Source organism: Pseudomonas putida (genome assembly GCF_005080685.1).
Taxonomy (GTDB): Bacteria; Pseudomonadota; Gammaproteobacteria; order Pseudomonadales; family Pseudomonadaceae; genus Aquipseudomonas; species Aquipseudomonas putida_V.
On record NZ_CP039371.1, the window covers coordinates 4,458,070 to 4,484,141 of the forward strand.

Annotated in this window: 25 protein-coding genes; 11 read left to right on the forward strand and 14 right to left on the reverse strand. The window is 63.9% G+C overall.

Annotated features, from left to right (window positions below):
* Positions 1–174 precede the first annotated feature (174 nt).
* On the forward strand, positions 175–456 hold the full coding sequence (locus tag E6B08_RS20615) for a hypothetical protein (RefSeq protein WP_136915707.1): 282 nt from the start codon (positions 175–177) through the stop codon (positions 454–456).
* Between the two features lie 51 nt (positions 457–507).
* Here E6B08_RS20615 and E6B08_RS20620 read toward each other — a convergent pair whose 3' ends face one another.
* Positions 508–2,316, reverse strand: a complete 1,809-nt coding sequence (locus tag E6B08_RS20620; protein ID WP_136915708.1) for an aminopeptidase P family protein — start codon at positions 2,314–2,316, stop codon at positions 508–510.
* A gap of 174 nt (positions 2,317–2,490) precedes the next feature.
* Between E6B08_RS20620 and E6B08_RS20625 the strand changes: the two genes are divergently transcribed.
* Positions 2,491–3,603: a DUF3182 family protein gene (locus E6B08_RS20625; protein ID WP_136915709.1), complete on the forward strand. Its 1,113-nt coding sequence runs from the start codon at positions 2,491–2,493 to the stop codon at positions 3,601–3,603.
* The gene (locus E6B08_RS20630; RefSeq protein WP_136915710.1) at positions 3,587–4,357 is read left to right on the forward strand and encodes an alpha/beta hydrolase family protein; all 771 of its coding nucleotides are present in this window, start codon (positions 3,587–3,589) and stop codon (positions 4,355–4,357) included. Before E6B08_RS20625 ends, E6B08_RS20630 begins: the two co-directional genes overlap by 17 nt.
* Here the strand turns inward: E6B08_RS20630 and E6B08_RS20635 are convergent.
* The gene (locus tag E6B08_RS20635; RefSeq protein WP_136915711.1) at positions 4,293–5,345 is read right to left on the reverse strand and encodes a GlxA family transcriptional regulator; all 1,053 of its coding nucleotides are present in this window, start codon (positions 5,343–5,345) and stop codon (positions 4,293–4,295) included. The genes E6B08_RS20630 and E6B08_RS20635 overlap by 65 nt on opposite strands.
* An 82-nt stretch (positions 5,346–5,427) precedes the next feature.
* On the opposite strand from E6B08_RS20635, the gene E6B08_RS20640 reads away from it, so the two are divergent.
* Positions 5,428–5,970, forward strand: coding sequence for a cysteine hydrolase family protein (locus E6B08_RS20640; protein WP_136915712.1), 543 nt, complete (start codon positions 5,428–5,430; stop codon positions 5,968–5,970).
* Positions 5,971–5,976: 6 nt separating this feature from the next.
* Here the strand turns inward: E6B08_RS20640 and E6B08_RS20645 are convergent, their stop codons facing one another.
* Entirely contained in the window at positions 5,977–6,540 is a 564-nt protein-coding gene (locus tag E6B08_RS20645; RefSeq protein WP_136915713.1) for a helix-turn-helix domain-containing protein, read from the reverse strand.
* Positions 6,541–6,625: 85 nt separating this feature from the next.
* Here E6B08_RS20645 and E6B08_RS20650 point away from each other — a divergent pair, with 85 nt between their 5' ends.
* The 7 genes from E6B08_RS20650 to E6B08_RS20680 all read left to right on the forward strand — a co-directional run bounded on the left by E6B08_RS20650 (position 6,626) and on the right by E6B08_RS20680 (position 13,783).
* Complete coding sequence (locus tag E6B08_RS20650; protein ID WP_136915714.1) at positions 6,626–7,576, forward strand: DMT family transporter; 951 nt, start codon at positions 6,626–6,628, stop codon at positions 7,574–7,576.
* A 149-nt stretch (positions 7,577–7,725) separates the two neighbouring features.
* Positions 7,726–10,641, forward strand: coding sequence for a monovalent cation/H+ antiporter subunit A (locus tag E6B08_RS20655; RefSeq protein ID WP_136915715.1), 2,916 nt, complete (start codon positions 7,726–7,728; stop codon positions 10,639–10,641).
* A complete protein-coding gene (locus tag E6B08_RS20660; protein ID WP_136915716.1) occupies positions 10,641–10,985 on the forward strand; it encodes a Na+/H+ antiporter subunit C in 345 nt (114 codons plus the stop codon). The genes E6B08_RS20655 and E6B08_RS20660 overlap by 1 nt, the downstream gene beginning before the upstream one ends.
* Positions 10,982–12,661 carry a monovalent cation/H+ antiporter subunit D gene (locus tag E6B08_RS20665; protein ID WP_136915717.1) on the forward strand — a complete coding sequence of 560 codons (1,680 nt, stop codon included), beginning with the start codon at positions 10,982–10,984 and terminating at the stop codon, positions 12,659–12,661. Before E6B08_RS20660 ends, E6B08_RS20665 begins: the two co-directional genes overlap by 4 nt.
* Positions 12,658–13,146: a Na+/H+ antiporter subunit E gene (locus E6B08_RS20670; protein ID WP_136915718.1), complete on the forward strand. Its 489-nt coding sequence runs from the start codon at positions 12,658–12,660 to the stop codon at positions 13,144–13,146. The genes E6B08_RS20665 and E6B08_RS20670 overlap by 4 nt, the downstream gene beginning before the upstream one ends.
* Positions 13,143–13,421, forward strand: a complete 279-nt coding sequence (locus tag E6B08_RS20675) for a K+/H+ antiporter subunit F (protein WP_136915719.1) — start codon at positions 13,143–13,145, stop codon at positions 13,419–13,421. The genes E6B08_RS20670 and E6B08_RS20675 overlap by 4 nt, the downstream gene beginning before the upstream one ends.
* On the forward strand, positions 13,418–13,783 hold the full coding sequence (locus tag E6B08_RS20680; protein ID WP_136915720.1) for a Na+/H+ antiporter subunit G: 366 nt from the start codon (positions 13,418–13,420) through the stop codon (positions 13,781–13,783). Before E6B08_RS20675 ends, E6B08_RS20680 begins: the two co-directional genes overlap by 4 nt.
* A 4-nt stretch (positions 13,784–13,787) precedes the next feature.
* Here E6B08_RS20680 and E6B08_RS20685 read toward each other — a convergent pair whose 3' ends face one another.
* The 11 genes from E6B08_RS20685 to E6B08_RS20730 form a co-directional block, all read right to left on the reverse strand.
* Positions 13,788–13,994 carry a hypothetical protein gene (locus E6B08_RS20685; RefSeq protein ID WP_136915721.1) on the reverse strand — a complete coding sequence of 69 codons (207 nt, stop codon included), beginning with the start codon at positions 13,992–13,994 and terminating at the stop codon, positions 13,788–13,790.
* Entirely contained in the window at positions 13,991–14,461 is a 471-nt protein-coding gene (locus E6B08_RS20690; RefSeq protein ID WP_136915722.1) for a hypothetical protein, read from the reverse strand. Before E6B08_RS20690 ends, E6B08_RS20685 begins: the two co-directional genes overlap by 4 nt.
* A gap of 554 nt (positions 14,462–15,015) precedes the next feature.
* Complete coding sequence (locus E6B08_RS20695; RefSeq protein WP_136915723.1) at positions 15,016–15,420, reverse strand: TraR/DksA family transcriptional regulator; 405 nt, start codon at positions 15,418–15,420, stop codon at positions 15,016–15,018.
* Positions 15,421–15,723: 303 nt separating this feature from the next.
* Positions 15,724–16,497: an enoyl-CoA hydratase gene (locus E6B08_RS20700; RefSeq protein WP_136915724.1), complete on the reverse strand. Its 774-nt coding sequence runs from the start codon at positions 16,495–16,497 to the stop codon at positions 15,724–15,726.
* A 13-nt stretch (positions 16,498–16,510) separates the two neighbouring features.
* Positions 16,511–17,638, reverse strand: a complete 1,128-nt coding sequence (locus E6B08_RS20705; RefSeq protein ID WP_136915725.1) for an acyl-CoA dehydrogenase — start codon at positions 17,636–17,638, stop codon at positions 16,511–16,513.
* An 8-nt stretch (positions 17,639–17,646) separates the two neighbouring features.
* Positions 17,647–18,840: an acetyl-CoA C-acyltransferase gene (locus tag E6B08_RS20710; RefSeq protein WP_136915726.1), complete on the reverse strand. Its 1,194-nt coding sequence runs from the start codon at positions 18,838–18,840 to the stop codon at positions 17,647–17,649.
* Positions 18,841–18,852: 12 nt separating this feature from the next.
* Positions 18,853–19,620 carry an SDR family NAD(P)-dependent oxidoreductase gene (locus E6B08_RS20715; protein WP_136915727.1) on the reverse strand — a complete coding sequence of 256 codons (768 nt, stop codon included), beginning with the start codon at positions 19,618–19,620 and terminating at the stop codon, positions 18,853–18,855.
* Between the two features lie 14 nt (positions 19,621–19,634).
* A complete protein-coding gene (locus E6B08_RS20720) occupies positions 19,635–21,281 on the reverse strand; it encodes an acyl-CoA synthetase (RefSeq protein ID WP_136915728.1) in 1,647 nt (548 codons plus the stop codon).
* Between the two features lie 90 nt (positions 21,282–21,371).
* Positions 21,372–22,706: an NEL-type E3 ubiquitin ligase domain-containing protein gene (locus E6B08_RS20725; protein WP_136915729.1), complete on the reverse strand. Its 1,335-nt coding sequence runs from the start codon at positions 22,704–22,706 to the stop codon at positions 21,372–21,374.
* A gap of 2 nt (positions 22,707–22,708) precedes the next feature.
* On the reverse strand, positions 22,709–22,864 hold the full coding sequence (locus tag E6B08_RS30885) for a hypothetical protein (RefSeq protein WP_192938575.1): 156 nt from the start codon (positions 22,862–22,864) through the stop codon (positions 22,709–22,711).
* Entirely contained in the window at positions 22,852–26,028 is a 3,177-nt protein-coding gene (locus E6B08_RS20730) for a dermonecrotic toxin domain-containing protein (RefSeq protein ID WP_136915730.1), read from the reverse strand. The genes E6B08_RS30885 and E6B08_RS20730 overlap by 13 nt, the downstream gene beginning before the upstream one ends.
* Positions 26,029–26,072 lie beyond the last annotated feature (44 nt).

Consider the following 26,072-nt stretch of genomic DNA (forward strand, 5'->3'; position numbering starts at 1 on the left):
TGTGACGGGATTAATGATTGTAGTCACTCGTCTCGCTGATTAAGCTGTCACCAGATCATAATCTTCACGCTATCTACTATTGGACCGAACACGGACGCTGGGGCATTTTCAGGAAGAACCAAAGCGATAACGACAGGGTCAGACAGCTCGTCAGCCCTGCAATTAAGGACAGGAATGAAACGTATTCTGCTCATCCTGGCCGTTTTGGCCATTGCTGGATGTGCCGCAACGGCCAAGACCGAGGTCAAGCAAGGGAAGAAGGGCCTGCACATCAACTGCTCAGGCCTCTCGTCGTCCTGGGACAAGTGCTACAGCAAGGCAGCGTCCTCATGCACCTCGCGTGGGTACAAGGTCGTGGCACGCTCCGGGGATACCGACGAGGAGCCCGGGGACTACCTGTTCGGCATCAACCCAGCCGGGTACACCAGCCGCAGCATGATCGTCATCTGCAAATGAACAAGGGCAGCCTAGCGCTGCCCTTGCTGCATCCAAGCTCGGGCCACGTTCTCAGAGCGGCGCCGTACGCGCCTCGAGCCACGCCAGCACATCGCCCGCGAGCAGTGGCGCAAGCCGTTCACGCACGCTGTCGTGGTAACCGTTCAACCAGTCCCGCTCCTCCTTCGCCAATAGCTCCGGCAGCAGGCAACGGGTATCGATTGGGCAGAGGGTCAACGTTTCGAAGTCCAGGAAGTCGCCAAAGGCGCTCTTGCCTGCTTCCCGATTGACCACCAGGTTCTCGATGCGCACGCCCCATTCACCCGGCCGGTAGGTACCGGGCTCGATCGAGCTGATCATGCCGGCCTGCATGGCCGTTTGCGGCGTGGTCGCAGCCTGGTAGGCGATCACCTGCGGCCCTTCGTGCACGTTGAGGAAGTACCCGACACCGTGCCCGGTCCCATGGCCGTAGTCGACCAGATCCGCCCAGATCGGTGCGCGGGCGATCGCATCGAGCAGCGGTGACAGGATGCCGCGAGGGAACGTGGCTCGCGACAGGCCGATCATGCCCTTCAGTACCCGCGTGCAGTCCTGCTTCTGCGCAAGGCTCGGCTGGCCGATTGGAACCATCCGCGTGATATCGGTGGTCCCGCCCAGATACTGGCCGCCGGAATCGATCAGCAACAGACCATCCCCCTCGATCACTGCATGGGAGTGCTCCGTGGCGCGGTAATGCGGCATCGCGCCGTTTGCGTTGAACGCGGCAATGGTCGAGAAACTCAGCGAAACGAAGCCCGGCCGACGGGCACGCGCAGCACTCAACTGCTCATCGACGGTCAGCTCGGTGATCACCTGCCGGCCCTGTTGCGCTTCGAACCAGGCGAAGAATTCGCACAGGGCCGCGCCATCTTGTTCCATTACCTGACGGATATGTACAAGCTCCGCCTCACCCTTGCGCGATTTGCTCAGCGTGGTCGGGTTCAGCCCTTCGACCAATTCGACCTGGGCATCGAGGTGCTGCAGCAACCCACAGGTTACCCGCGCCGGATCGACCAGCAGCCGGCTGGACGGTGCCAGTTCAGCGAGCGCCTGGCGGGCCTGCGCATAATCACGCAACTCGATGCCGTCGGCCGCCAACACTTGGCGCAACTGCTCGTCGAGCTTGTCGGCAGCAACGAACAGAATCGCCTGCGTCTGGCTGATCAGCGCGAAGGCAACGAACACTGGGTTGTAGGACACATCACTGCCGCGCAGATTGAACAGCCAGGCAATGTCATCCAGCGTCGCGATGAAGTGCCAATCCGCGCCTTTTTCCTGCAGGCTCTCGCGCAACTGGGCCAGTTTTTCCATACGGCTGACCGTCGCGTGTGGCGGCAGGTGCTGATAGACCGGGTTCGCCGGTAGCGCGGGACGCCCCTCCCAGACTTGCTCCAGCAGGTCGCGATCAGTCAACAGGCTCACCTCGCGCAGCCTCAGGCGATCTTCCAACTGGCGTGCCGAAGCCAAGGCCATGACCGCACCGTCCACCGCCACGACGCCCTTGTCCCGGACATTGTCGCCCAACCACTCCAGGGCGCCCGGCTTGCCCGGCTGCAGCTTCATCAGATCGATACCGCTGCCAGCCAGTTCCTTTTCGGCCTGTGCCCAGTAACGGCTGTCGACCCATACCCCGGCGAAGTCCGCCGTCACCACCAAGGTGCCCACCGACCCGTCGAAACCGGACAACCAGCGGCGCCCTTGCCAATAGCCTGGAAGGTACTCGGAAAGATGCGGGTCAGCCGACGGCACCAAGAGGGCATCGACACCCTCCCGGGCCATGACTTCGCGCACGTGCGCCAGGCGCTCCGGCACGCTCTGCTTGATGGTGGTGTGAACGTTCATGCGCACTCCTGCGGCCACTTCGGGATGATTCAAGATCACGATAATGGAGCAGCCTTATCTGCCCTGCAATCTCATCGCCCGCTGGTCATGTCGAAATCCGGGGGTAGCCGGCGAAGGTGAACTTCCTTCCGGGCAAGGGCCTCAGAATCATTAAGAATGCCTGGAGGCCCTGTCATGCCTCGATCCTACGAAGCCAAACACGCTGTAGTGGTGCTCGACACCCGCGAGCACACTCCAGATCACGAACGTGCCACCCAGCTAAAGCTGGCAGAGGGGCTGGCAACGTTGCTGGGCTGCGCGCACGTGCAGCCAACCAAGCCGCCAAAGGCCGCCGATCGCTACTACTACCTGGCCACGCAGACCTTGATCGACCCCCAGCGCTATGCGGCGCTGGGCATCCGCAGCGAGCGGGATCTGTTCGGCGGCGTCGTCAGCCAGCCCTACATGGCCACCAAGGCGATTTCCCACCCCCGCCTGGCCAACGGCATCTTTCCGCCTGGCTGGACCGACGATTTCGCTCGCCTGGCGAGTAGCGCATTACTCAAGGGCTACACCGTTTTCAGCAAGGAAGACGCACGCGAGGCCGCACGACTGCTGCTCGCCGACGGCACCCTGCGGGTGAAGCCGGTCCGCGCAACCGCTGGCCGTGGCCAGCACGTGATCGAGCAACTCGATGAACTCGAGCCGTTGCTGGCAGCCATGGACGAGGAGGAGTTGATGACCTGGGGCCTGACGCTCGAGGAAAACCTTGTCGACGTCGAGACGCTAAGCGTCGGCCAAGTCCGCGTCGCCGGCATCACCTGCAGCTATTACGGCACCCAGCAGTTGACCCATGATCACCAGGGCACCGAGGTGTATGGCGGCTCGGACCTGCTGGTAGTGCGCGGCGACTACCAGCAATTGCTGCAACTTCCCCTGGAAGACCATCTACGCCTGGCCATCACCCAGGCCCTCAACTACGAGCGAGCCGCAGAGCGTTGCCTGCCGGGTTTCATCGCCTCGCGCCGCAACTACGACATCGCCCGCGGCACCAACGCCGGCGGGCACCTGCGCAGCGGCGTGCTGGAGCAATCCTGGCGCCCGGGAGGCGCCAGCAGTGCGGAACTCCTGGCGCTGCAGGCGTTTGTCGACGACCCCGGATTGCAGCGGGTCCGCGCTTCTTCGCACGAGGTATTCGGCCATCCCGACCTCCCCACCGACGCAACCCTTTTCTACCAAGGACAAGACAGTGAACTCGGACAATTCAGCAAATTTGCGCAGATCCGTGAACATGGCCATACAGAGTGAAACCGTGGAGCTGCAGGTGGACAACGACACCATCGTCGGCACCCTGGTCAGCCCAGGCAGCAAAATGCCGGGCATCCTGTTCGTCCACGGCTGGGGCGGCAGCCAGCAACGGGACCTGGCGCGCGCCAGGCAAATCACCGGCCTTGGCTGCGTATGCATGACCTTCGACCTGCGCGGCCATGAAAAGACCGAGAGCCAGCGGCTGACCGTGACCCGTGAACAGAACCTCAACGACCTGCTGGTAGCCTACGATCGCCTGGCCAGTCACCCGGCCGTGGACAGCAGTGCCATTGCCTTGATCGGCAGCAGCTACGGTGGCTACCTGGCGACCCTGCTGACCCGTCTGCGACCGGTCAAATGGCTGGCCCTGCGCGTGCCCGCGATGTACTGGGACGACGAATGGGACACGCCCAAACAGACACTCGACCGCCAGCGCCTCAACGCCTATCGCCAGCGCGCCCTGGGCCCTGCCGACAACCGAGCCCTGGGCGCCTGTGCCGAGTTCGACGGTGATGTACTGCTGGTCGAGTCGGAGCAAGACGATTACGTGCCGCACAACACCCTGATGAGCTACCGCTCGGCGTTCGTTAATGCCCACTCGCTGACCCACCGTATCCTGGACGGCGCCGACCATGCTTTGTCCAGCGAGGAGAGCCAGAAAGCCTACAGCTCGATCCTTGCCGCCTGGGTCAACGAGATGGTGGTGGGCGCACGCCTGGACCGCTACCCGCACTATGCGCCGTGGTATGCGTGAACCCGGCGTCAGCGGGTGATGCGAGGCGCCGTCGGTAGTCACTCGGCGTCACGCCGGTAATTCGCTGGAACACCTTGCGAAACGCGCCTGGATCCTGGTAACCCACGCCCCAGGCGATCTGATCGACGGTACGCCGGGTGAACTCGAGCATCCTGCAGGCCCGCCCCACCCGTACCTGCTGGCAATATTCGGTAGGCTTGAGGCCGGTAGCCATACGGAAACGTCGCAGAAACGTCCTCGGTTCCAAGCCGGCGTAGTCCGCCATGCGCTCCAGATCGACCTCTTGTGCGCCATTGCCCTGCAACCAGTGCTGTACTTTCAGCACAGCTTCATCGCCATGGTCCAACCGCGGATTGAACAGCGCCCCGGGCAGAGGCGTCGTGACCGGCTCGACCGACAGGTAGCGCGCGGTTTCCCAGGCCACCGATGCGCCCAGGTAGCGTTCCAGTAGCCGCAGGCCCAACTCGGTCCAGCCCATCAGGCCGGCCGAGGTCATGATGTCGCTATCGTCGAGCAGTGCCCGGTTGGCCTCCACCCGCACCTCGGGATAACGCTGGGCGAGGGTTTGCGCATAGTTCCAATGGGTACTGGCCGAGCGGCCATCGAGCAACCCACTGGCTGCGATGAAAAATACGCCTACGCACACCGAGGCCAGTACCGTGCCGTGACCATGCCATTGGCGCAGCGCTGCTCGGTAGCGTTCGAGCAGCGCCGGCGCGGGCGTTGACTCCAGGCTCGGCGGCACGATCAGGACCCGTAGCGCCTGAGGCAACACTTCTTGGCCTTCGACACACTGCAATTGCCCCGCCTCGTCGACCTGCCAGTGACTGACCCGCACCCACGGCAGGTCGACGGCGCCAAGCTCCCGAGCAACTCGATTGGCCACCGCGAACAGGTCGCCCAGGCCATGCAACGCCGCGCGCTGTGCACCGGGATAGACCAGCAGGCCGATTTCCAAGCTGCCAGGGCTGTCAGTTTTTGCCGTCATTGTGTCGATCGCGCCAATTCTCAGGTCGGTGCCTACAGCCTATAACTAACGTCATCCACCGACCACTGCCACAGGAGGCAGCATGAGCAAGCAGGCCCTGATCCTCATCGATATCCAGAACGATTACTTCCCCGGCGGAAAATGGACCCTCGACGGTGCAGACCAGGCCGCCGACAACGCGGCCCGGCTGCTGGCCGCGGCACGCCAGCGTGGCGACCTGGTGGTGCATGTACGGCATGAGTTCGAGAGTGCCGACGCGCCGTTCTTCACCCCCGACTCCCAAGGCGCGGCGATTCACCCGAAAGTTGCTCCCCAGGCCGGCGAACCGGTGGTGCTCAAGCACAAGGTCAATGCGTTTCTCGGCACCGACCTGAAGACCACGCTGGACCAGCATGGCGTCGGCGCCCTGACCATCGCCGGCAGCATGAGCCACATGTGCATCGATGCCGCGACGCGTGCCGCCGCCGACTTCGGCTATGATGTGACCGTCGTGCACGATGCCTGCGCCACCTTGCCCCTGGACTTCGACGGCAAGCAGGTACCGGCTGCCCATGTGCACGACTCGGCGATGGCGGCGCTTGCATTTGCCTACGCCAAGGTGGTCAAGACCGACGAGTTGGTCTGACCGGGGTCAAATCACCACATTGCGCACGAAGCGCACGGGTAGGTCGCCATCGTTGCGATAGGCATACCGGCAGTTGCTGGGGAACACATGGAACTGCCGAGCCTGCAGGCACCGCTCGACGCCCTCGATGATCAGCGTGAGTTGGCCCTCGGTCACGTAGATCTGCTCGCTCCAGCCCTCAGCATCCGCTTCGCTGGTGTAGAGCTCGCCAGGCGCCAGTGTCCACTCCCAGATCTCCACTTCGCGTCGAGCCGTGCTGCTCGCCAGCAGCACGGCCTTGCTCTGCGGGTGCTCGCCGGCCCACGCAAGTTCATCGATACGGCTCGGGTCGCGCAGGTCCGGCGCCTGGATCAAGGTGCTGAACGCCACGCCAAGGGCTTCGGCGATCAGGTCGAGCGTGGTCAGGCTGACATTCTTTTCGCCCGCCTCGATCGCCACCAGCATCCGCCGGCTCACCCCAGAACGCTCGGCCAGGGCGCTCTGGCTCATCCCCAAGGCATTGCGCAGTCCGCGGACATTAAGGCTGACGTGCTGCAGCACCGAGGCGCGGTGCGCTGAATCTTTGTGCACTATATTGCTCACTTATGCAGGTTGCGCAGTATACTGCCCACTTTTGCGGCGATTGTGCGCCGCCCCCCTTCGAGTGTGCAAGACCATGACCCCACCTACCCGCCAACCCCAATCTGCCATCACCCTGCGCCTGAGCAAAGCCGAAATGGTGCTGGTGTTCATCACCATGCTGTGGGGTGGCACCTTCCTGCTGGTGCACAACGTCATGACCGTGAGCGGCCCGATGTTCTTCGTCGGACTGCGATTTGCCGCGGCGGCGTTGTTCGTCGGCCTGGTCTCGGCGCGATCGCTGGCGGGCCTGACCCTCACCGAACTGAAGGCGGGGGTGCTGATCGGCACGTCCATCATGCTTGGCTACGGCCTGCAGACCATGGGCTTGCAAACCATCAGCAGCAGCCAGTCGGCGTTCATTACCGCGCTTTACGTACCCTTCGTACCGCTGTTGCAGTGGTTGGTGCTCGGCCGCCGCCCTGGGCTGATGCCAAGCATCGGGATCTGTCTGGCGTTCGTCGGGCTCATGCTGCTGGCCGGGCCGGAAGGCGGCGCCTTGCACTTGCGCGAAGGAGAAGTGGTAACGCTGGTGAGCGCCGTCGCCATCGCCGGTGAGATCATCCTGATCAGCCGCTACGCAGGCCAAGTCGATGTGCGCCGGGTGACTGTCGTGCAATTGGCCACCGCCTCGCTGCTGTCTTTCCTGATGATCGTGCCGACCCAAGAGCGCCTGCCAGATTTCTCCTGGCTGCTGCTGCTCAGCGCGCTGGGCTTGGGAGCCATGAGCGCGGTGATCCAGGTGGCGATGAACTGGGCGCAGAAGTCGATCTCGCCAACCCGCGCCACACTGATCTACGCCGGCGAGCCGGTGTGGGCCGGCATCGTCGGGCGCATTGCCGGTGAACGTCTGCCGGGCGTTGCCCTGCTCGGCGGGCTGCTGATCGTGGTGGCAGTGGTGGTCAGCGAACTGAAGTTTCGTCGTGCTTCCAGCGAAGCCGAGGCACCGGAAACACAAATCGAAGGCGAACGCCAAAGCGGCCGATGAACCTTTCGCCAGCGGCTATGCTCTGTAAAAAACTGTTATAAAAAAACAGCTTGTCACAGCGCTTTTGTAGGATTCTGCGACAGCTTGCGTGTTGGTGATCGACATCCCGGCACGTATGATCCTTGGCAATCCTTCTAGAATAGACCGCTATGTCTTTGATAGTGCTACTGCTTCTGCCGTTCGTGGGCAGTTGCCTGGCGGCCGTGCTGCCGCACAACGCCCGAAACGCCGAGTCCATACTGGCCGGGGTCGTGGCCCTGGTCGGCACCGTCCAGGTAGCACTGCTGTACCCCCAGATTGCCCATGGCGGGGTGATCCGCGAGGAATTCCTCTGGTTGCCAAGCCTGGGCTTGAACCTGGTGCTGCGCATGGACGGCTTCGCCTGGTTGTTCTCGCTGCTGGTGCTGGGCATCGGTACGTTGGTGTCCCTGTACGCCCGTTACTACATGTCTCCGCAGGACCCGGTACCGCGTTTCTTCGCGTTCTTCCTGGCGTTCATGGGCGCCATGCTCGGCCTGGTGATTTCCGGCAACCTTCTCCAGATGGTGTTCTTCTGGGAATTGACCAGCCTGTTCTCGTTCCTGCTGATCGGCTATTGGCACCACCGCGCCGACGCCCGCCGCGGCGCCTACATGGCGCTCATGGTCACCGGCGCCGGGGGCCTGTGCCTGCTGGTCGGGGCCCTGCTGCTCGGGCATGTGGTCGGCAGCTATGACCTGGACAAGGTCCTGGCTGCCGGTGACATCATTCGCCAGCACGCGCTGTACCCCGTACTGTTGCCGCTGATCCTGGTCGGCGCCCTGAGCAAGAGCGCGCAGTTCCCCTTCCAGTTCTGGTTGCCCCACGCGATGGCCGCGCCCACACCGGTCTCGGCCTATCTGCACTCGGCGACCATGGTCAAGGCCGGGGTGTTCCTGCTGGCGCGCCTGTGGCCGGTGCTGTCGGGCAGTGAGGAATGGTTCTGGATCGTCGGCGGCGCTGGCGCCATTACCCTGCTGCTGGGCGCCTTCGCCGCGATGTTCCAGAATGATCTCAAGGGCTTGCTGGCTTACTCGACCATCAGCCACCTCGGCCTGATCACCCTGCTGCTGGGTCTGAACAGCCCACTGGCGGCGGTCGCCGCGGTGTTCCACATCCTCAACCATGCCACCTTCAAGGCCTCGCTGTTCATGGCCGCCGGAATCATCGACCATGAAAGCGGCACCCGTGACATCCGCCGCCTCAGCGGCCTGATCAGGCTGGTTCCCTATACTGCCACGCTGGCCATGGTCGCCAGTGCCTCCATGGCAGGCGTACCATTGATGAACGGCTTCCTGTCCAAGGAAATGTTCTTCGCCGAAACCGTGTTCATCAGCTCCACCGCCTGGGTCGAAGCTGCGCTGCCGGTGATCGCCACCCTGGCCGGCACCTTCAGCGTGGCCTACGCGCTGCGCTTCACCGTCGACGTGTTCTTCGGCCCCAAGGCCGAGGACCTGCCGCATACTCCCCACGAGCCGCCTCGCTGGATGCGCGCACCGGTCGAGCTGCTGGTGCTCACCTGCCTGGTGGTGGGCATCTTCCCTGCCCAGTCGGTCGGCCCGCTGCTGGCTGCCGCCGCACTGCCGGTAGTAGGCGGTACGCTACCCGATTACAGCCTGGCCATCTGGCATGGTTGGAACGCTCCGCTGATCATGAGCCTGGTGGCCATGAGCGGCGGCATCGTCCTTTACCTGCTGCTGCGCAAGCAACTGCGTCTGGGGCGCTTCCCCTACCCGCCGCTGATCGAGCGCTTCAATGGCAAGCGCCTGTTCGAGCACGGCCAGGTTCGCCTGATGCTGGTGGCTCGTCGCCTCGAGCGGCTGCTGACGTCCCGCCGCCTGCAATCGCAGTTGTTCATGCTGGTGCTCGCCGCGTTTCTCGCCGGCCTCACGCCCATGCTCTATAGCGGCCTGGGCTGGGGCGATCGACCGAAGATCCCGGGCTCCGGAGTGTTCGTCGCGCTGTGGCTGATTGCCATCGCCTGCGCCATCGGCGCGGCCTACCAGGCCAAGTACCATCGTTTGGCCGCGCTGATCATGGTCAGCGTCTGCGGCCTGATGACCTGCATCACCTTCGTCTGGTTCTCGGCACCGGACCTGGCCCTGACCCAACTGGTGGTCGAGGTGGTCACTACCGTGCTCATCCTCCTGGGCTTGCGCTGGCTGCCACGACGCATCGAAGGCGTGTCGCCGCTGCCGGGCAGCCAGGACCGTGCACGCATGCGCCGTGTGCGCGACCTGTTGCTGGCGGTGTTGGTCGGTGGCGGCATGGCGCTGCTGTCGTACGCGATGCTGACCCGGCCGACTCCCAACGACATCTCCTCGTTCTATCTCAGCCGGGCGCTGCCCCAGGGTGGCGGGACCAACGTGGTCAACGTGATGCTGGTGGATTTCCGTGGCTTCGACACCCTGGGCGAGATCACCGTACTGGTGGCCGTGGCGCTGACCGTGTTCGCCCTGTTGCGGCGCTTCCGCCCACCGAAGGAAAGCATGCAACTGCCAGCCCAGCAGCGCTTGCTGGCCCCCGACGTGGTCACCGACCTGGTCAACCCTCGCCATGCCGCAGATACCGCGCTTGGCTTCATGATGGTGCCTGCGGTGCTGGTGCGGTTGCTGCTGCCGATTGCCCTGCTGGTGTCGATGTACCTGTTCATGCGCGGCCACAACCAGCCGGGCGGCGGCTTCGTCGCCGGCCTGGTGATGTCGGTGGCGTTCATCCTGCAGTACATGGTCGCTGGCACCCAGTGGGTCGAGGCCCAGATGAGCCTGCGACCGCTGCGCTGGATGGGCACGGGCCTGCTCTGCGCCACCCTGACGGGAGTCGGCGCCATCGTGCTGGGCTACCCGTTCCTCACCACCCATACCGCGCATCTGCACCTGCCGCTGCTAGGCGATATCCATGTCGCCAGCGCGCTGTTCTTCGACGTCGGCGTTTACACCGTGGTGGTCGGCTCGACGCTGCTGATCCTCACCGCCCTCGCCCACCAGTCGGTGCGCGCCCACCGCCCGGGCAACCCGGCCAAACCCAGCCAAGCAGGAGCCGCCTGATGGAAGAAGTCATTGCAGTCGCCATCGGTGTGCTGGCCGCCTCTGGTGTGTGGCTGGTCCTGCGCCCCAGGACCTACCAGGTGATCATGGGCCTGTGCTTGCTGTCATACGGGGTCAACCTGTTCATCTTCAGCATGGGTAGCCTGTTCATCGGCAAGGAGCCGATCATCAAGGATGGCGTGACCCAGGACCTGCTGCACTACACCGACCCATTACCACAGGCCCTGGTCCTCACCGCCATCGTCATCAGTTTCGCCATGACCGCACTGTTCCTGGTGGTCATGCTGGCCTCGCGCGGTTTGACCGGCACCGACCACGTGGATGGCCGGGAGCGCGACGAATGAGTGGTATGGGCCAACTGATCATCGCACCGATCCTGCTGCCGCTGCTGACTGCGGCGATCATGCTGCTGATCGGCGAGAAACACCGGCAGATCAAGGCGCGCCTGAACCTGCTGTCGAGCTTCATCGGCCTGGGTATCGCCGTCAGCCTGCTGCTGTGGGTACGCACCCAGGGCCAGGCCGAATCGATCGGTGTCTACCTGCCCGGCAACTGGCCTGCCCCGTTCGGCATCGTGCTGGTGCTGGATCACCTGTCGGCGTTGATGCTGACCCTGACCGGGGTCATTGGCGTGAGCGCCCTGCTGTTCGCCCGGGCCCGCTGGGACAGCGCCGGCGCCAGCTTCCATGCGTTGTTCCAGATCCAGCTGATGGGTTTGTATGGCGCCTTCCTGACGGCCGACCTGTTCAACCTGTTCGTATTCTTCGAAGTGCTGCTGGCAGCCTCGTACGGACTGCTGCTGCATGGTTCGGGTCGGGCACGGGTGCGCGCGGGGTTGCACTACATCGCCATCAACCTGTTCGCCTCATCGCTGTTCCTGGTGGGCGCGGCGATGCTCTACGGCGTCACCGGCACATTGAACATGGCCGACCTTGCGCTGAAGATCCCACTCGTGCCGGAGGCCGACCGTGGCCTGCTGCACGCGGGGGCCGCGATCCTGGCGATGGCATTCCTGGTCAAGGCCGGTATCTGGCCACTGAACTTCTGGTTGGTGCCGGCCTATGCCTCGGCCAGTGCACCGGTAGCGGCGCTGTTCGCCATCATGACCAAGGTCGGCCTGTATGCGCTGCTGCGCCTGTGGACATTGCTGTTCTCCGACCAAGCCGGCGCGTCGGCACATTTCGGTGGCCAGTGGTTGATCTACGGTGGCCTGGTCACCCTCGCCGTGGCGGCCATGTCGATTCTCGCCGCACAGCGCCTGGAGCGCATGGCCGGCTTGAGCATCCTGGTCTCGGCCGGCACGCTACTGGCCGCGGTCGGCTTCGCCCAACCTGCGCTGACCGGGGCGGCGCTGTTCTACCTGGTGAGCTCGACCCTGGCCCTGTGTGCACTGTTCCTGCTCGCCGAGCTGATCGAACGTTCACGTTCGGCCAACGAGTTGCCCCTGGAAGACGAAGAAGGCGTGATGCCCTCTCCGCTCGAGTCGCTACACCCGCCCAAGGGCATCAACCTCGACGACGAGCAAAAAGCGGTGATCGGCCAGGTCATCCCATGGACCATGGCCTTCCTCGGCCTTTGCTTCATCGCCTGCGCACTGCTGATCATCGGCATGCCACCGTTCTCGGGGTTCATCGGCAAGCTCAACCTGATCAGCGCGTTGTTCAACCCGCTGGGTCTTGGCGTGCCTGCCGAGCAGCCCTTGTCGGCGCCGGGTTGGGCCTTGGTAGCGTTGCTGATCCTGTCCGGCCTGGCCTCGCTGATCGCTTTCGGGCGCGTTGGCATCCAACGCTTCTGGAAACCCGAGGAGCGCCCCTCACCACTGCTGCGCCGCTACGAGTGCCTGGCAGTGGTGGTGCTACTTGGCCTGTGCAGCATTCTCAGTTTCCGCGCCGAGCCCCTGCTGCGCTACACCCAGGACACCGCCGCCAGCCTGCAGGCTCCGGATGCCTACATCCAGGCGGTGATGGCCGCCAGGCCGCTGCCGGGCCCGACTACCCTCGACGTACAGGTGCAGCCATGAAGCGACTGTTTCCCGCCCCGCTGCTGTCGCTTGCGCTATTCGCGCTTTGGTTGCTGCTCAACCTGTCGGTCAGCCCCGGCAATGTGTTGCTGGCCGCAGCCCTGGCGATACTTGCACCGATCCTGATGGCGCCCCTGCGCCCCCAGCATGCGCATGTGCGCAAGCCGATGACGATTGCCCGGCTGATTGGCCGGGTCGGCGTCGACGTGATCGTATCCAACCTGCAGGTGGCCCGCGGGGTTCTGCGCGCCAACAGCCACCCACCTCGCTCCAGGTTCGTGCGAATCCCCCTGGACCTGCGCGATGCGCACGGCCTGGCCGCGTTGTCGATGATCACCACCGTGGTCCCCGGCACGGTCTGGTCGGAACTGGCTCTGGACCGCAGCGTGCTGTTGCTCCACGTCTTCGACCTGGAAGACGAGCACAGCTTCATCGAGCACTTCAAGGACACCTATGAACGCCCGCTGATGGAGATTTTCCAATGACTGGCCTGCTCGCCAACGCACTCCTCGCCAGCCTGTTCATCCTCGCCCTCGCCATGGCCCTGGCGCTGATACGGCTGTTTCGCGGCCCGTCCGCCCAGGACCGGGTGCTGGCACTGGACTACCTGTACATCCTGGGCATGCTGATGATGCTGGTACTTGGCATTCGCTACGCCAGCGACACCTATTTCGAGGGCGCGTTGCTGATCGCCCTGTTCGGCTTCGTCGGCTCGTTCGCCCTGGCCAAGTTCCTCTTGCGCGGCGAGGTGATCGAATGAGCACAACCCCTGAACTGCCGCTCTGGCTTGAGTTGCTGACCGCCGCCCTGCTACTGATCGGCAGCCTGTTCGCCTTGATCGGTGCCGTGGGCCTGTTGCGGCTGAAGGACTACTTCCAGCGCATGCACCCACCGGCCCTGGCTTCGACCATCGGCGCCTGGTGCGTGGCGCTGGCGTCGATCCTGTACTTTTCGTGGCTCAAGCAGGCGCCGGTACTGCACGCCTGGCTGATCCCGGTACTGCTGGCGATTACCGTGCCGGTCACTACCCTGTTGCTGGCCCGCGCCGCGTTGTTCCGCAAGCGCATGGCCCGCGACCCCGTCCCCGAGGAAGTCAGCAGCGGCCACGACCGCGGCAACTGAATTTTCAGCCTTGAGCGAGGCGCTGCAGCTCGCGGCGGACCATGGCGGCGTAAGGCGGCGGGCTGAGCTGATAAAGCTGCCCGGCCACCCAGTTCAGCCAGGCGCCTTGCAGTTGTTCGCGCATGGCCAGCAGGCGTTCGGCCTCGGCGACCGCCGCTGCCGAATGCTCACGATGAAAGGCGGCGCGCCCGTCACCTGTGGCGTCGCTCATTCGCTGGCCTTGAAGGTGGTCAGTTCGCCCTTGCGCCACTTCGCGACCTTGCCGGTCACCGCCTTGAGCAACTTGCCCAGGCCTTCCTGCACTTGCTGCTGGGCGGCAAACACCAACATCACGCCCTGGCCCTCGCGGAACACGATGCCGTCGCCCTCGGGCACCGAGACGAACGCGTAATCGCCGACGCCATAGACATTGAGCTTGATATCGCGAAAGCGCATTTCCAACTTGCCGCCTTCACGGCTGGGCAGAACAGCGGCGCGGAAGTGGTCGCCCACTTTCAGTTCCAGGCGCTGTTTGTCATCGACCACCAACGCGCTGTCGGTATCGATCTCGGCCATGTACAGGCCTTCTGGACTCTGCTCGGTAACATAAATGAAACGCCCCTGGAACAGCTTGGCCAACTTGCCGCGCAAATCGCCCAAGGCAAACAAGGCGTGGGTATCAAGAGTACTGACTGCCAATGAAGTGATCCTCAAACCGGTAACGTCCCGCCCTCGCCCGTTCTAGACGAGGCACGGCCATTTCAAGTCGATAAACAAAATAGTAATGACGTAATGCGCGAACTATCTGTGCCACTTGGCGATGCAGCTTGCAGGAATAGTCAAGGCGCACTACCAGACAAGCGTCGCGCGAGGCTTTCGACATAGTTCCCAATCGGGAAGCGTAACGTGTGACAACGGTTACACCGGAAAAGATGCAATGATTAGTTATGGGCCAGGGAAGAAGTCGACGCTGGCGCCATTCAAGGCATTGCAAGCGGAAATATGCACGAAAACACTGAAATCCGTCGAGAGGGAAACGATATTTCTTATCCGCTACCGCTACATCCCATCGCGGCTGGGCGCATTACTTAGCAGCCTAACGATGGACGAATGATACGCCTGAGTCGACGCCAGGAAAAGTACGACATGACAAAGGCAGCCTTGCGCGGCTGGCAACAAACCCCAGCCCCGAAAAGCAGACAATGCAAAAAGCCCCAGGGATCGCTCCGTGGGGCTTTGCGCACCGCGCTCGGTCAGATCTGCCGCTGGTGACGGTCGAGCTGCTCGTGACGCTCCTGGGCTTCGATGCAGTACTTGGTAGTCGGGCTGATCAGCAGGCGCTGCAGACCAATTGGCTCACCGCTGTCGTCGCACCAGCCGAAGCTCTCGTCCAAGATACGGCCCAGGGCCATTTCCAACTGCGGCAGCAAGCGCTGGTCGCGCTCGATGGCGTTGACCAGCCAGTGACGCTCTTCTTCGACCGAAGCCACGTCTGCTGGATCCGATGGGGTATCCAGGCTTTCGATGGTGGCGCGGCTCAGCTCGATGCGTTCATGGGTTTCGACTTTCATCGCTTGCAGCAGGCCGGTGAAGAAGGCCAGCTGGTCGGCGTTCATGTAGTCATCGGCCGACATGGCCAGCAACTGTTCCTTGGTCATCGATATCTCTATGAAAAAATGTGCATTTGGGCGATTCGGGTGCGCTCGATGCCTCGGCATCGAGCACGGAATTCTTCAAGCGCCAACCGGCACTCTTTTACAGGGGGCGGCAGTCTAAGGCGCCACGTCGCACGGAGCAACAGCAATCAGGGGGGAATTTACCTGAACTGGCCCGGATTCCGCTGGTCGGTGCTTGCGCCAGCGAGATGCAACACCGACACGACCGTGCCTTGCTGGTCGTACGAACAAAAGAAAACCCCACAGCTTGCGGGCTGCGGGGTTACCGGCTAGCCGGGGTCGAGCCTAGCGATCCTTGAACTGCGGCTCGCGTTTGGCGATGAACGCCGCCATGCCTTCCTTCTGGTCCTCGGTGGCGAACGCCGCGTGGAACACCCGGCGCTCGAAACGAACCCCCTCGCTGAGGTTGACCTCGAAGGCGCGGTTGACGCTCTCCTTGACCATCATGCTCACCGGAATCGACTTGCCGGCGATGGTGGCTGCCACTTTCAGCGCTTCTTCCAGCAACTCGGCCTGTGGTATCACTCGCGCCACCAGGCCTGCGCGCTCGGCTTCTTCGGCGCCCATCAGGCGACCACTCAGGCATAGCTCCATGGCCTTGGCCTTGCCCACTGCACGGGTCAGGCGCTGGGTACCGCCCATGCCGGGCAGCACACCGAGATTGATTTCCGGCTGGCCGAACTTGGCGTTGTCGCCAGCGAGGATGAAGTCGCACATCATCGCCAGTTCACAGCCGCCACCCAGGGCAAAACCGGACACGGCCGCGATGATCGGCTTGCGCCGGTTGGCGATGCGATCGGCGTCGCTGAACAGATCATCGACGTAGATCTGCGGGTATTGCAGATCGGCCATTTCCTTGATGTCGGCGCCGGCAGCGAAAGCCTTGGCGGAGCCGGTGAGCACCACGCAGCCGATGTTCGGGTCACGCTCGAGTTGGTCCAGGGCCTGGTTGATCTCGCCGACGATTTGCGCGTTGAGCGCGTTCAGCGCCTGGGGGCGGTTGAGCGTGATCAGGCCGACTTTGCCGTGGATATCCAACAAGATGGTTTCGAATGCCATGCAGTCTGCTCCTTCAAAGATTGCGCGCAATGACCATGCGCTGTATGTCGCTGGTGCCCTCGTAGATCTGGCAGACGCGAACGTCGCGATAGATCCGCTCCAGCGGGAAGTCGCTCAGATAGCCATATCCACCCAAGGTCTGCAAGGCATCCGAACAGACCTTTTCGGCCATTTCCGAGGCGAAAAGCTTCGCCATCGAGGCTTCCACCAGCGCTGGGCGCCCGGCATCACGCAGTGCTGCGGCATGCAAAACCATCTGCCGGGCCACTGCAATGCGCGTGGCCATGTCGGCCAGGCGGAAGGCCACGGCCTGGTGTTCGATCAATGCCTTGCCAAAACTTTGCCGCTCGTTGGCATAGTCGCGCGCCACCTCGAACGCCGCGCGCGCCATGCCAACCGCCTGCGAGGCGATACCGATGCGCCCACCTTCGAGGTTGGCCAGGGCGATCTTGTAGCCCTCGCCCTCCTCGCCCAGGCGGTTGGCCACCGGCACCCGCACGTTGTCGAAGACGATCTGGCAGGTATCGGAGGCATGCTGGCCGAGCTTGTCCTCGATCCGTGCCACCTGGTAGCCCGGCGCGTCGGTGGGCACGATGAACGCACTGATGCCACGCTTGCCCGCCTCGGGATCGGTCACGGCGAAGACGATCACCACCCCGGCGTTGAGCCCCGAGGTGATGAACTGCTTGCTGCCATTGAGCACGTATTCGTCGCCCTCGCGCCGGGCACGGGTCTTCAGGCTGCTGGCATCGGAGCCGGCCTGCGGTTCGGTCAGGGCGAACGCTCCGAGCATCTCGCCGCTGGCCAGAGGGGTAAGGAACCGCGCCTTCTGCTGCTCGTTGCCAAAGCGCAGGATCGGCACGCAACCCACCGAGTTGTGCACGCTCATGATGGTCGAGCAGGCGCCATCGCCCGCGGCGATTTCCTCGAGCGCCATGGCGTAGGCCACGTAGCCGGTATCGCTGCCGCCCCATTGCTCTGGTACCAGCATGCCGAACAGGCCGAGCTGGGCCATTTCCTGGATGGCCTCCTTGGGGAAGCGATGTTCCTTGTCCCACTGCTCGGCAAAGGGTTTGAGCCGCTCCTGGGCGAAGGCTCGCACCGCGTCGGCGATTTGTTGTTGCTCGTCAGTTACCAGCATGATTCACCTCAGTACAGGCATTCGACGGCCATGGCCGTGGCTTCGCCGCCGCCGATGCAAATGGCCGCCACGCCACGGCGCAGGTTGTTCTGGCGCAGGGCAGACAGCAGGGTCACCAGGATACGTGCGCCCGAGGCGCCGATCGGATGGCCCAAGGCGCAGGCGCCGCCGTGGATGTTGACCTTGTCATGTGGCAGGTCGAGGTGTTTCATGGCCGCCAGGGTGACCACGGCGAAGGCCTCGTTGATCTCGAACAGGTCGACCTCGCCCAGGCTCCAGCCGGTGCGCTGCATCAGTTTGTCGATGGCTCCGATCGGCGCGGTCGGGAACAGCGCCGGGGTGTCGGCGAACACGGCGTGGCCATGGATCAGCGCCAGCGGCTTGAGACCACGCTTTTCGGCTTGCGAACGACGCATCAGCACCAGCGCGGCGGCACCATCGGAGATCGAACTGGAGTTGGCCGCGGTCACCGTACCGCCTTCGCGGAAAGCCGGCTTGAGCTGCGGGATCTTGTCCAGGCGCGCCTTGGGCGGTTGTTCGTCGTCCTTGATCAGCCGGGTCTGCTTGCCTTCGGTGACCTCCACCGGGACGATCTCGGCGGCGAAGCGGCCGCTACCGATGGCCTCCTGGGCACGGGTCAGCGAGTCGATGGCGAACTGGTCCTGGGCTTCGCGGCTGAAGCCGTTGGCCTGGGCGCAGTCTTCGGCGAAGGTGCCCATCAGGCGGCCCTTGTCGTAGGCGTCTTCCAGGCCGTCCATGAACATGTGGTCGATGACCCGGCCATGGCCCATGCGATAGCCGCCGCGCGCCTTGTCCAACAGGTACGGGGCATTGCTCATGCTTTCCATGCCGCCAGCGACCACTACGTTGGCGCTGCCGGCCAGCAGCAGGTCGTGGGCCATGATCGCGGCCTGCATGCCGGAGCCGCACATCTTGTTCAGGGTGGTGCAAGTGGTGTGCTTGCCCAGGCCAGCACCGAGGGCAGCCTGGCGCGCCGGTGCCTGGCCCTGCCCGGCAGGCAGAACGCAACCGAACAGCACCTGCTCGACGCTGGCGGCATCGATGCCCGCACGCTCGACCGCACCACGGATGGCCGCGCTGCCCAGCTGCGGCGCGGTAAGGCTCTTGAAGTCGCCCTGCAGGCCGCCCATGGGCGTGCGTGCGGCGCTGACGATGACGATCGGGTCGTTGGCAATGGACATGTCGTTCACTCCTTACTTGGCAGCCATGCGCAGCGCGCCGTCGAGGCGGATCACCTCGCCGTTGAGCATGCTGTTCTCGATGATGTGACGGGCCAGCGCGGCGTATTCCTGCGGGCGCCCCAGGCGCGGCGGGAACGGTACGCCAGCGGCCAGAGAATCGCGCACTTCCTCGGTCATGCCGGCCATCATCGGGGTTTCGAAGATGCCGGGGGCGATGGTCATCACGCGGATGCCGAAGCGCGCCAGCTCGCGGGCAGCGGGCAGGGTCAGGCTGGCGATGGCGCCCTTGGAGGCAGCGTAGGCGGCCTGGCCGATCTGCCCGTCGTAGGCGGCGATGGAGGCGGTGTTGATGATCACCCCGCGCTCGCCCGCCTCGTCGGCGCTGCCTTCGGCCATGGCCGCCGCAGCCAGGCGCAGCAGGTTGAAACTGCCGACCAGGTTGACGTTGATGACCTTGGCGAAGCTGGCCAAGCCATGCGGCCCATGCTTGCCGAGGATTTTCTCGGCGCCCACGATACCTGCGCAGTTGACCAGCCCATGCAGGCTGCCGAAGGCGCTGAGCGCAGCATCGACGGCAGCCTGTGCGGCCTGCTCGTTGCTGATGTCGGCGACCGCGAAGCGGGCGTTGTCACCCAGTTCACGGGCCTTGGCCTCGACGGCCTGGGCATTGAGGTCGACCAGCATGACCTTGGCGCCGGCCTCGACCAGCATCTGCGCGGTGGCAGCGCCTAGCCCGGAGGCTGCGCCGCTGACGATGAAGTGCTTGTTGACGATGTGCATGATGTGGGGTCCTTTCAGGCGCTGGCGCTGACGGCCTGCTGCGCTTGTTGTTTGGCGATTTCCTGATTGCGCAGGATGAAGCGTTGCAGCTTGCCGCTCGGCGTCTTGGGCAGCTCGCTGACGAATTCGATTTCACGCGGATAGGCATGGGCGTACAGGCGCTTGCGCACGTGTTGGCGCAAGGTTTCTTCGAGTTCGGCGCTGCCTTGGACGCCGCTTGCCAGCACCACGAAGGCCTTGATCAACTCGGTGCGTTCCGGGTCGGGCTTGCCGATCACCGCCGCCTCGATCACTGCCGGGTGCTCGATCAGCGCGCTTTCGACATCGAACGGCCCCACCCGGTAGCCCGAGGTGGTGATCACATCATCGCTACGACCGACGAAACTGATGCTGCCATCTTGATTCAGCTCGACCGTGTCGCCGCTCAGGTAATACTTGCCGACGAAGGCCTTGGTCGGCAGCCCGTGGTAGCCGCCGAACCAGCACAGCGGCGATTGTTCGCGGTCGACCGCAAGGATGCCCGGCTGGCCGGCGGGCAGCTCGCTGCCCTGGTCGTCGAGTACGACGATGCGATGCCCGGGAATGGCGAAACCGGCCGACCCCAGATGCACGGGATGCTCCAGGCCATGGTGGTTGCACAGCACCATGCCCAGCTCGGTCTGCCCGTAATGGTCATGAATGGTGACGCCGAGCTCGTCGCGGAACCAGCGGATCACCTCGGGGTTGAGTGGCTCGCCGGCACTGCTGACCACCCGCAGCCGGCCCTTGATCGGTGCCGAGAAGCCCTCACCGGCAGCAATCAGCAGGCGGAAGGCGGTGGGCGAGCCGGCCAGATTGGTGATACCCAGCTTGTCGATCACCCGTGCGCAGCTTTCTACGTTGAACGGGCCATCGTAGAAGGTGGTGGCATGGCCCAGGGCCAACGGGCCGGTGACCGCATAGTAGAGTCCGTAGGCCCAGCCGGGATCGGCCAGGTTCCAGAAACTGTCGTCCGGGCGCAGGTCGATGGCATCGCGCATGTAGCCCTGGAATGCCACGATGGCGCGCAGCGGCACCTCCAGCGGTTTGGCCGGGCCGGTGGTGCCAGACGTGAACATCAAGAGAAATGGATCGTCGCCGCTGCGCATGACCGGCGGGTGTTCGGCCGTTACGGCATCGAGCAGTCGCTGGAAGTCCGCTTCGCCGGCCGGTGCTTTGACGGTGATACGCGCCGGACAATCGGCGACCTCGTCGAGCTTGCCACGGTTGCCCAGGTCGGTGACAACCACCTTGGCCTGGGACTGATGCAGGCGGTGCTCGATGGCCTTGGGCCCAAAGGCGGTGAACAGCGGCTGGTACACCGCACCCAGCCGCCAGGTGGCCAGAATGGTCACCAACAGTTCAGGCGTACGCGGCATGAGACCAGCCACCCGATCACCGGGGCCAACCCCATGGGCGTGCAGCACATTGGCGAAACGGCCTGCCAGGTGCTGCAGCTGTTCGAAGCTATAGCGTTTGCCGCAACCTTCGGCGTTTTCCCAGACCAACGCCGTGCGGTTGCCGCCGACATGGCGATCGCAACACTCGACGCACGCGTTGAGCGCGGTCAGATTGCCATGCAAGGCCGTTGTCACGGCATCGGCATATTGGAACGAACGAACAGCCTCGGCGTAATCGCGCATCGTCAGACTCCTGGTTTCTTATTGTTGGAATCGCACCAAAGGTCTGACGATGGTCCCGCCAAGGCCGCGCGCGGACAATGGCCAAAGCGGTCAATCGCGATGAGCGGTTTGGCCGGACGCGCCTTGCCCTTGCGCCAGGGTTTCGCGGGTCAACTGCAACGCCAGGTCATGCCGGGCCGCCTCGCGCTCGCTGGCGAGTTCATCCCAACGCTGGCGGTAGTCCTGGCTGCCCAGGCTCTCCACCTGTTCATCGAGTTGCGTGCCACGCGCCTCGAAGGACGCGTCGATGTCAGCAAACGCCTCGGCGTGCTGAGCACGGAGGTAGGCGATCCAGAAATCTCGCCGAACCACGCTCTGCGCCACTGCTTCGGAGGTTTCCGCGGCCCGCACTGCGGCCAGGGCGTCGCGTTCGTCCTGGGCAGTGATCGCTGCCAAGGGCGCGAAACGCATGCTGCGTGGCTGGCAAGGCAAGCTCAGGGCATCGGCCAGGCGGATGCGGTAGCCGAGCACGACCTCAAGGTCGTCAACGTGCAGGCCGTCGCGTTGTCTTTGCCTGATCACCCCGAAGGCATATTGATCGACCTGTTCCAGACGGAACAGACGCCGGCCCAGGTCCAGCAGCTGTGCGCGCGCACCAGCCTCGGCGCTGCGTTTTTCGGCCTTGTACACCAGCACCTCGATCTGCAACCGGCTGAAGCGCTCCGCCACGCTGTCCACGCACCCTCTCGGCTCCACCGCACTGGCAAAGATCTGCTGTTGCAGCGCCTCGTCCTGGGAGAGTGCCTCCAGCAAACTCCACACCTGACTACGGACATAGTCGGTCGCCTGGGTGAAGTCGCTGGCATCGGTCAAGGCCTGCAACACGTCGAACAGCCCGGCGCTGCCCTCTCGGGCACGCAGCCGTGCCCACAGTTGCGACCTGGCCAAGTGAGTGGCAGGTGGCTCGCCCTCCACCCACCTGTCCATGAACTGGCTGGCGGGCCGGCGCGGCCTCAGGGTCACACCATGCCGGTCGACGCCATAGAAATCCTCGCGCGTCCTTGCCGACAATGCATTGCGGTTGAAGTTGATCCTGGCACGGAAGACCCAGGGCATTTGCATGAGCGGGGCGGGTAGCTCGGTGATCGAGTTGTCGCTGAGGTCCGCGAAATCCAGGTGCTGGCACAGCTCGAGGCCTTGGGGTACCGAGGTCAGGCCACAAAAATTCAGCCGCAGGGCCCGCAGTAGCGGCGCTGTCTCGAAGCGCAAGTCGAGGGAGTGCAGGGGGTTGTGACTGAGGTTCAACGAATGCAACCGTGACAGCGAAAGGAGTACCTCGCGGTTGCTGCTGGTCATGCGGATACGGTTGGCCATCAGGGTCAGGTGGCGTAGCTCGCCCAAATGAACGATGCCGGCCGGGATGGTGGTCAGGCGGTTGTTGGTCACCGTCAAGGCAACCGTGACAGCGAAAGGAGTACCTCGCGGTTGCTGCTGGTCATGCGGATACGGTTGGCCATCAGGGTCAGGTGGCGTAGCTCGCCCAAATGAACGATGCCGGCCGGGATGGTGGTCAGGCGGTTGTTGGTCACCGTCAAGGTATGCAAGTGGCCGAAGCAGCGCAGGAAGTATGCAAGTGGCCGAAGCAGCGCAGGAAGTTTGCCGGCACTTGTTCAAGGTCCTGCCCGGCCAAGATCAGCTCGCCCACATGGGTCAGGTCCACCTCCGCCGGCAATGATGGCAGATGCTTGACACGCCAGCCGCTGAGATTGAGCCGCAGACTACCGCTGCGGCCATCGGCGGCGAGGATCACCTCACCCTCCATGCGCCAGGCCGCGCGCAATAGATTGGCCAAGTGCAGCCGCTGCACACGGACCGCGCGGCTGCGTACTGCGCCTTGCCAGCGATCGAGCGTCCGGTCCAGCCGCGCGTAGTTGCGCTCGTGTTGCAGCAAGTGATCGAAGGGTGATCCTTCTTCACTCAGCAGACGCTGCATGAAGGTTTCCACCTGGGCCTCGTTGAAGGTCGGGTACAACGAGCGGATCCGGCCGCGGAACGTGCCCACCACCCCCTGGCGTCGCGAAACCAGGCCGCCGAGCGGATAGCCGATCCGTCCATTGCTCATGCGAGCACCTGGATTGAACCAGGGCGCTGCGTCACGCCACCCCAGCAGGTTGAGCATGTCGCGGCGCTCGGCAGGCATCAGTTCGATCAGCTTCATGCGAAGACTTGAGGCTGGGTCGTCGCCAGCAAGACCGAGCGTTTCTCGTTGCCCAGGGCTAAGCAACGCGACGATGGCGCTGAACACATCACCCGGCTCGTCCACATCTTCTTCACGGGGGAGCCCACGATGATCATACAAACGGAATCGACCATCGCGTTTCACCAGTATCACACGCGTTTGCGGCGGACCTTGTGGGTCCAGGGTCGCCAATAGCCTTCCGCTATCTGTACCTTCGCGCAACTCCAGGTTCACCTGCCTTGGCCAACGCGGTAGCCGACGCAACAGGGCGCACACCAGTTCGCCGGTTTCCGGGGTGTAGCTGTCATCCAGAAATACCCCCTCCACCGCGCGGTTGAGCCGTGCGAAGCCCAGCAGCGAGCGGGCCTTGGTGGCGATGACGAGCGGTACCCTTCCTTCCAGTATCGCCGCACGCTGCAGGCTTGGCGAGATGCCTAGCACGGCTTGGGCGGCGTAGCTGTCGGGCAGGCCGGGGAAATCGCGTTTGAGCAATGCGAGCAACGGATCGTCCGGCAGCGGATCGGCACTCAGGAAGGCGAACAACCGTGACCGCCAGGCAAGCGGATGTTGCCCAAGCCGAGCCGCGATCTGCGCCTCGCTCAGTTGCTCCATCCCAGGCTGGGCCTTGCACCAGGCGAGAATGTGCGGATCATCCAGGTTGCTCGGCATTTGCCGCAGGCGCTCGAACAGCCTGGTTATCCGTGCGTGCGCCGCGAACCTGCGTAGCGAGTCGCGCAGGTTGAAGGGTACCGGACGGTTTTCCACCAGCAGCCCACGCAGTTCGTTCTGGTCCATTCCTGCGGCCTGCAATACCTGCGCTGCCCGCGTCGCCGACAGCGGCGGATCGCTCGGCCACAAGCGATCGAGCATGCTGGCGCTGTCGTTCCAATCCAGCGGGCGTTCCAGACGCAAACGCCAAAAGCGTTCGCCGTTGTGGTGGACCTCGGGTTCGAAAGCATCACCACCTGCGCGATGGCGCAATCGCCACGGCCCCTCCTGTTGCGGCTGATGCACCTGATAGTAGCGCCGATCGATGCGCAGCAGGCGGCGATCGCCGTCGGTGAACAAGCCGTCATCCTCCAGCACAGGCTCGCTGGCATCGACCTCGAATGGCCTCAGGTCCTGATCCCATAAACGCATCCGCTGCTCATCGAGCTCGACCGGCTGCAGCCGATCGACGAAATCGCTACGCATGAAGCCCCGGGCCACCAGGCCAACACCGGCAACCGTGACGGCGGTGACTGCCACCACCTCGGCGACGCCAAGCAGGTGCTCCACCGCTTCATGCTGATGCCCTTGGGCCCAAGCGCGGATGCCCTCATAGGTTTCCTCGCCCGTCTGCACCAACAACTGCGCCAACAGCAATTCGCCCAGCCCCGGCACGAACAGGCCAGCGACACCCACCGCCCCCATACCGATGCCCTCCCAGCGATCCAAACGCGCCTGGGCATCGCTGTCGTCGGCATCGGCATTGGGTACCAGCAGCAAGCGTGCGTCGTCCTTGAGCCGCAGGATATGGCTGTCCGCCAGATGCTTGAACACGTCGCCTTGAAGGGCTACGCCCTCCAGCTCCAGGTCGGTGTCATCATCGCGCAGCCGCTTGCCCAACGTAGCATTGAAGTCGGCCCGCTCACGCAACCCGACCAGTTCGCTCAGCCGCTGATGCACACTGGGTTGGTCAAGGTCAGCGGCCAGGACGTCATTGAGCTGTGCCAGGCTGGAAAAATGCCGTAGCGGCCGATCAGGATCCTGCGGCAGGTAGAGCACCATGCCGAGGTCCTCTCCCTGCGGGCCACGCAACTGCATCAGCAGGCTATCGGCCGCCAGGCAGTGGAGCATTTTCAACTGCCCCGGATACGCATGCAGGGCCTGCGCAGCGTACGTGGGATCGGGCGCTGCAACGTTGCGCAGCGCAGCGTGCTGGCCTGCGCTCAAATGGCCTTGCAGAGCCGCCAGTTCCACAGCCAGGGCAAACCCGGTGCGCTTGTGATCGGCAAGCAGCCCTCGTACTTGCGTGTTCGACTGCTGCTCCAGCAACGCCTGGTACTGCTTGCCGACATCCAACTGCCGGCAACGCCTGGCAAACGCGTTTGGATCCCCCGACAGCACGGCATCCTGACCGCTGATCACCAAGCCGCTGCCAATGTAGGAAGGGTTACCAGCGGGAAAATTCTGCATCAAGCGCAGCAATGCAGGTGAGCGGACCGGCACAAGCTCGTCGCTGGGCAATCCTCCGCCTGGTGGAACGCTGAAGTGCCGGCGCATATCCAGCCATTGCAGGCCCGCGAAGCCAATGTCGGCGGCTGGTCCGTCAAGCAGGGGCGTGTAGGCAGCCAGGGCAAATTGCTGCGGCGTCGGCAACGGCGCCAGCGCTTCGGTGAGCCGTCGATGGCTGAGCCGGTGGGCAGCGTAACGCTCGCGCAGCGTGTTGATCTGCGCGGCTGATGCCTGCTTCAGCCACTGAGGGAGTCGGGCCGCGACGAAACGGTCGGGGGCGTGGTCGAGCGTGGTGGTGGTCACTTGCGTCATGGTTGTACCCGGATGGATGCCAAACCCTGACTCTGCACCTGCGC

Coding starts and splice junctions, on each gene's coding strand:
- E6B08_RS20615 (WP_136915707.1), top strand. CDS start 175: ATGAAACGTATTCTGCTCATCCTGGCCGTTTTGGCCATTGCTGGATGT.
- E6B08_RS20620 (WP_136915708.1), bottom strand. CDS start 2,316: ATGAACGTTCACACCACCATCAAGCAGAGCGTGCCGGAGCGCCTGGCG.
- E6B08_RS20625 (WP_136915709.1), top strand. CDS start 2,491: ATGCCTCGATCCTACGAAGCCAAACACGCTGTAGTGGTGCTCGACACC.
- E6B08_RS20630 (WP_136915710.1), top strand. CDS start 3,587: ATGGCCATACAGAGTGAAACCGTGGAGCTGCAGGTGGACAACGACACC.
- E6B08_RS20635 (WP_136915711.1), bottom strand. CDS start 5,345: ATGACGGCAAAAACTGACAGCCCTGGCAGCTTGGAAATCGGCCTGCTG.
- E6B08_RS20640 (WP_136915712.1), top strand. CDS start 5,428: ATGAGCAAGCAGGCCCTGATCCTCATCGATATCCAGAACGATTACTTC.
- E6B08_RS20650 (WP_136915714.1), top strand. CDS start 6,626: ATGACCCCACCTACCCGCCAACCCCAATCTGCCATCACCCTGCGCCTG.
- E6B08_RS20655 (WP_136915715.1), top strand. CDS start 7,726: ATGTCTTTGATAGTGCTACTGCTTCTGCCGTTCGTGGGCAGTTGCCTG.
- E6B08_RS20660 (WP_136915716.1), top strand. CDS start 10,641: ATGGAAGAAGTCATTGCAGTCGCCATCGGTGTGCTGGCCGCCTCTGGT.
- E6B08_RS20665 (WP_136915717.1), top strand. CDS start 10,982: ATGAGTGGTATGGGCCAACTGATCATCGCACCGATCCTGCTGCCGCTG.
- E6B08_RS20670 (WP_136915718.1), top strand. CDS start 12,658: ATGAAGCGACTGTTTCCCGCCCCGCTGCTGTCGCTTGCGCTATTCGCG.
- E6B08_RS20675 (WP_136915719.1), top strand. CDS start 13,143: ATGACTGGCCTGCTCGCCAACGCACTCCTCGCCAGCCTGTTCATCCTC.
- E6B08_RS20680 (WP_136915720.1), top strand. CDS start 13,418: ATGAGCACAACCCCTGAACTGCCGCTCTGGCTTGAGTTGCTGACCGCC.
- E6B08_RS20685 (WP_136915721.1), bottom strand. CDS start 13,994: ATGAGCGACGCCACAGGTGACGGGCGCGCCGCCTTTCATCGTGAGCAT.
- E6B08_RS20695 (WP_136915723.1), bottom strand. CDS start 15,420: ATGACCAAGGAACAGTTGCTGGCCATGTCGGCCGATGACTACATGAAC.
- E6B08_RS20700 (WP_136915724.1), bottom strand. CDS start 16,497: ATGGCATTCGAAACCATCTTGTTGGATATCCACGGCAAAGTCGGCCTG.
- E6B08_RS20705 (WP_136915725.1), bottom strand. CDS start 17,638: ATGCTGGTAACTGACGAGCAACAACAAATCGCCGACGCGGTGCGAGCC.
- E6B08_RS20710 (WP_136915726.1), bottom strand. CDS start 18,840: ATGTCCATTGCCAACGACCCGATCGTCATCGTCAGCGCCGCACGCACG.
- E6B08_RS20715 (WP_136915727.1), bottom strand. CDS start 19,620: ATGCACATCGTCAACAAGCACTTCATCGTCAGCGGCGCAGCCTCCGGG.
- E6B08_RS20720 (WP_136915728.1), bottom strand. CDS start 21,281: ATGCGCGATTACGCCGAGGCTGTTCGTTCGTTCCAATATGCCGATGCC.
- E6B08_RS20730 (WP_136915730.1), bottom strand. CDS start 26,028: ATGACGCAAGTGACCACCACCACGCTCGACCACGCCCCCGACCGTTTC.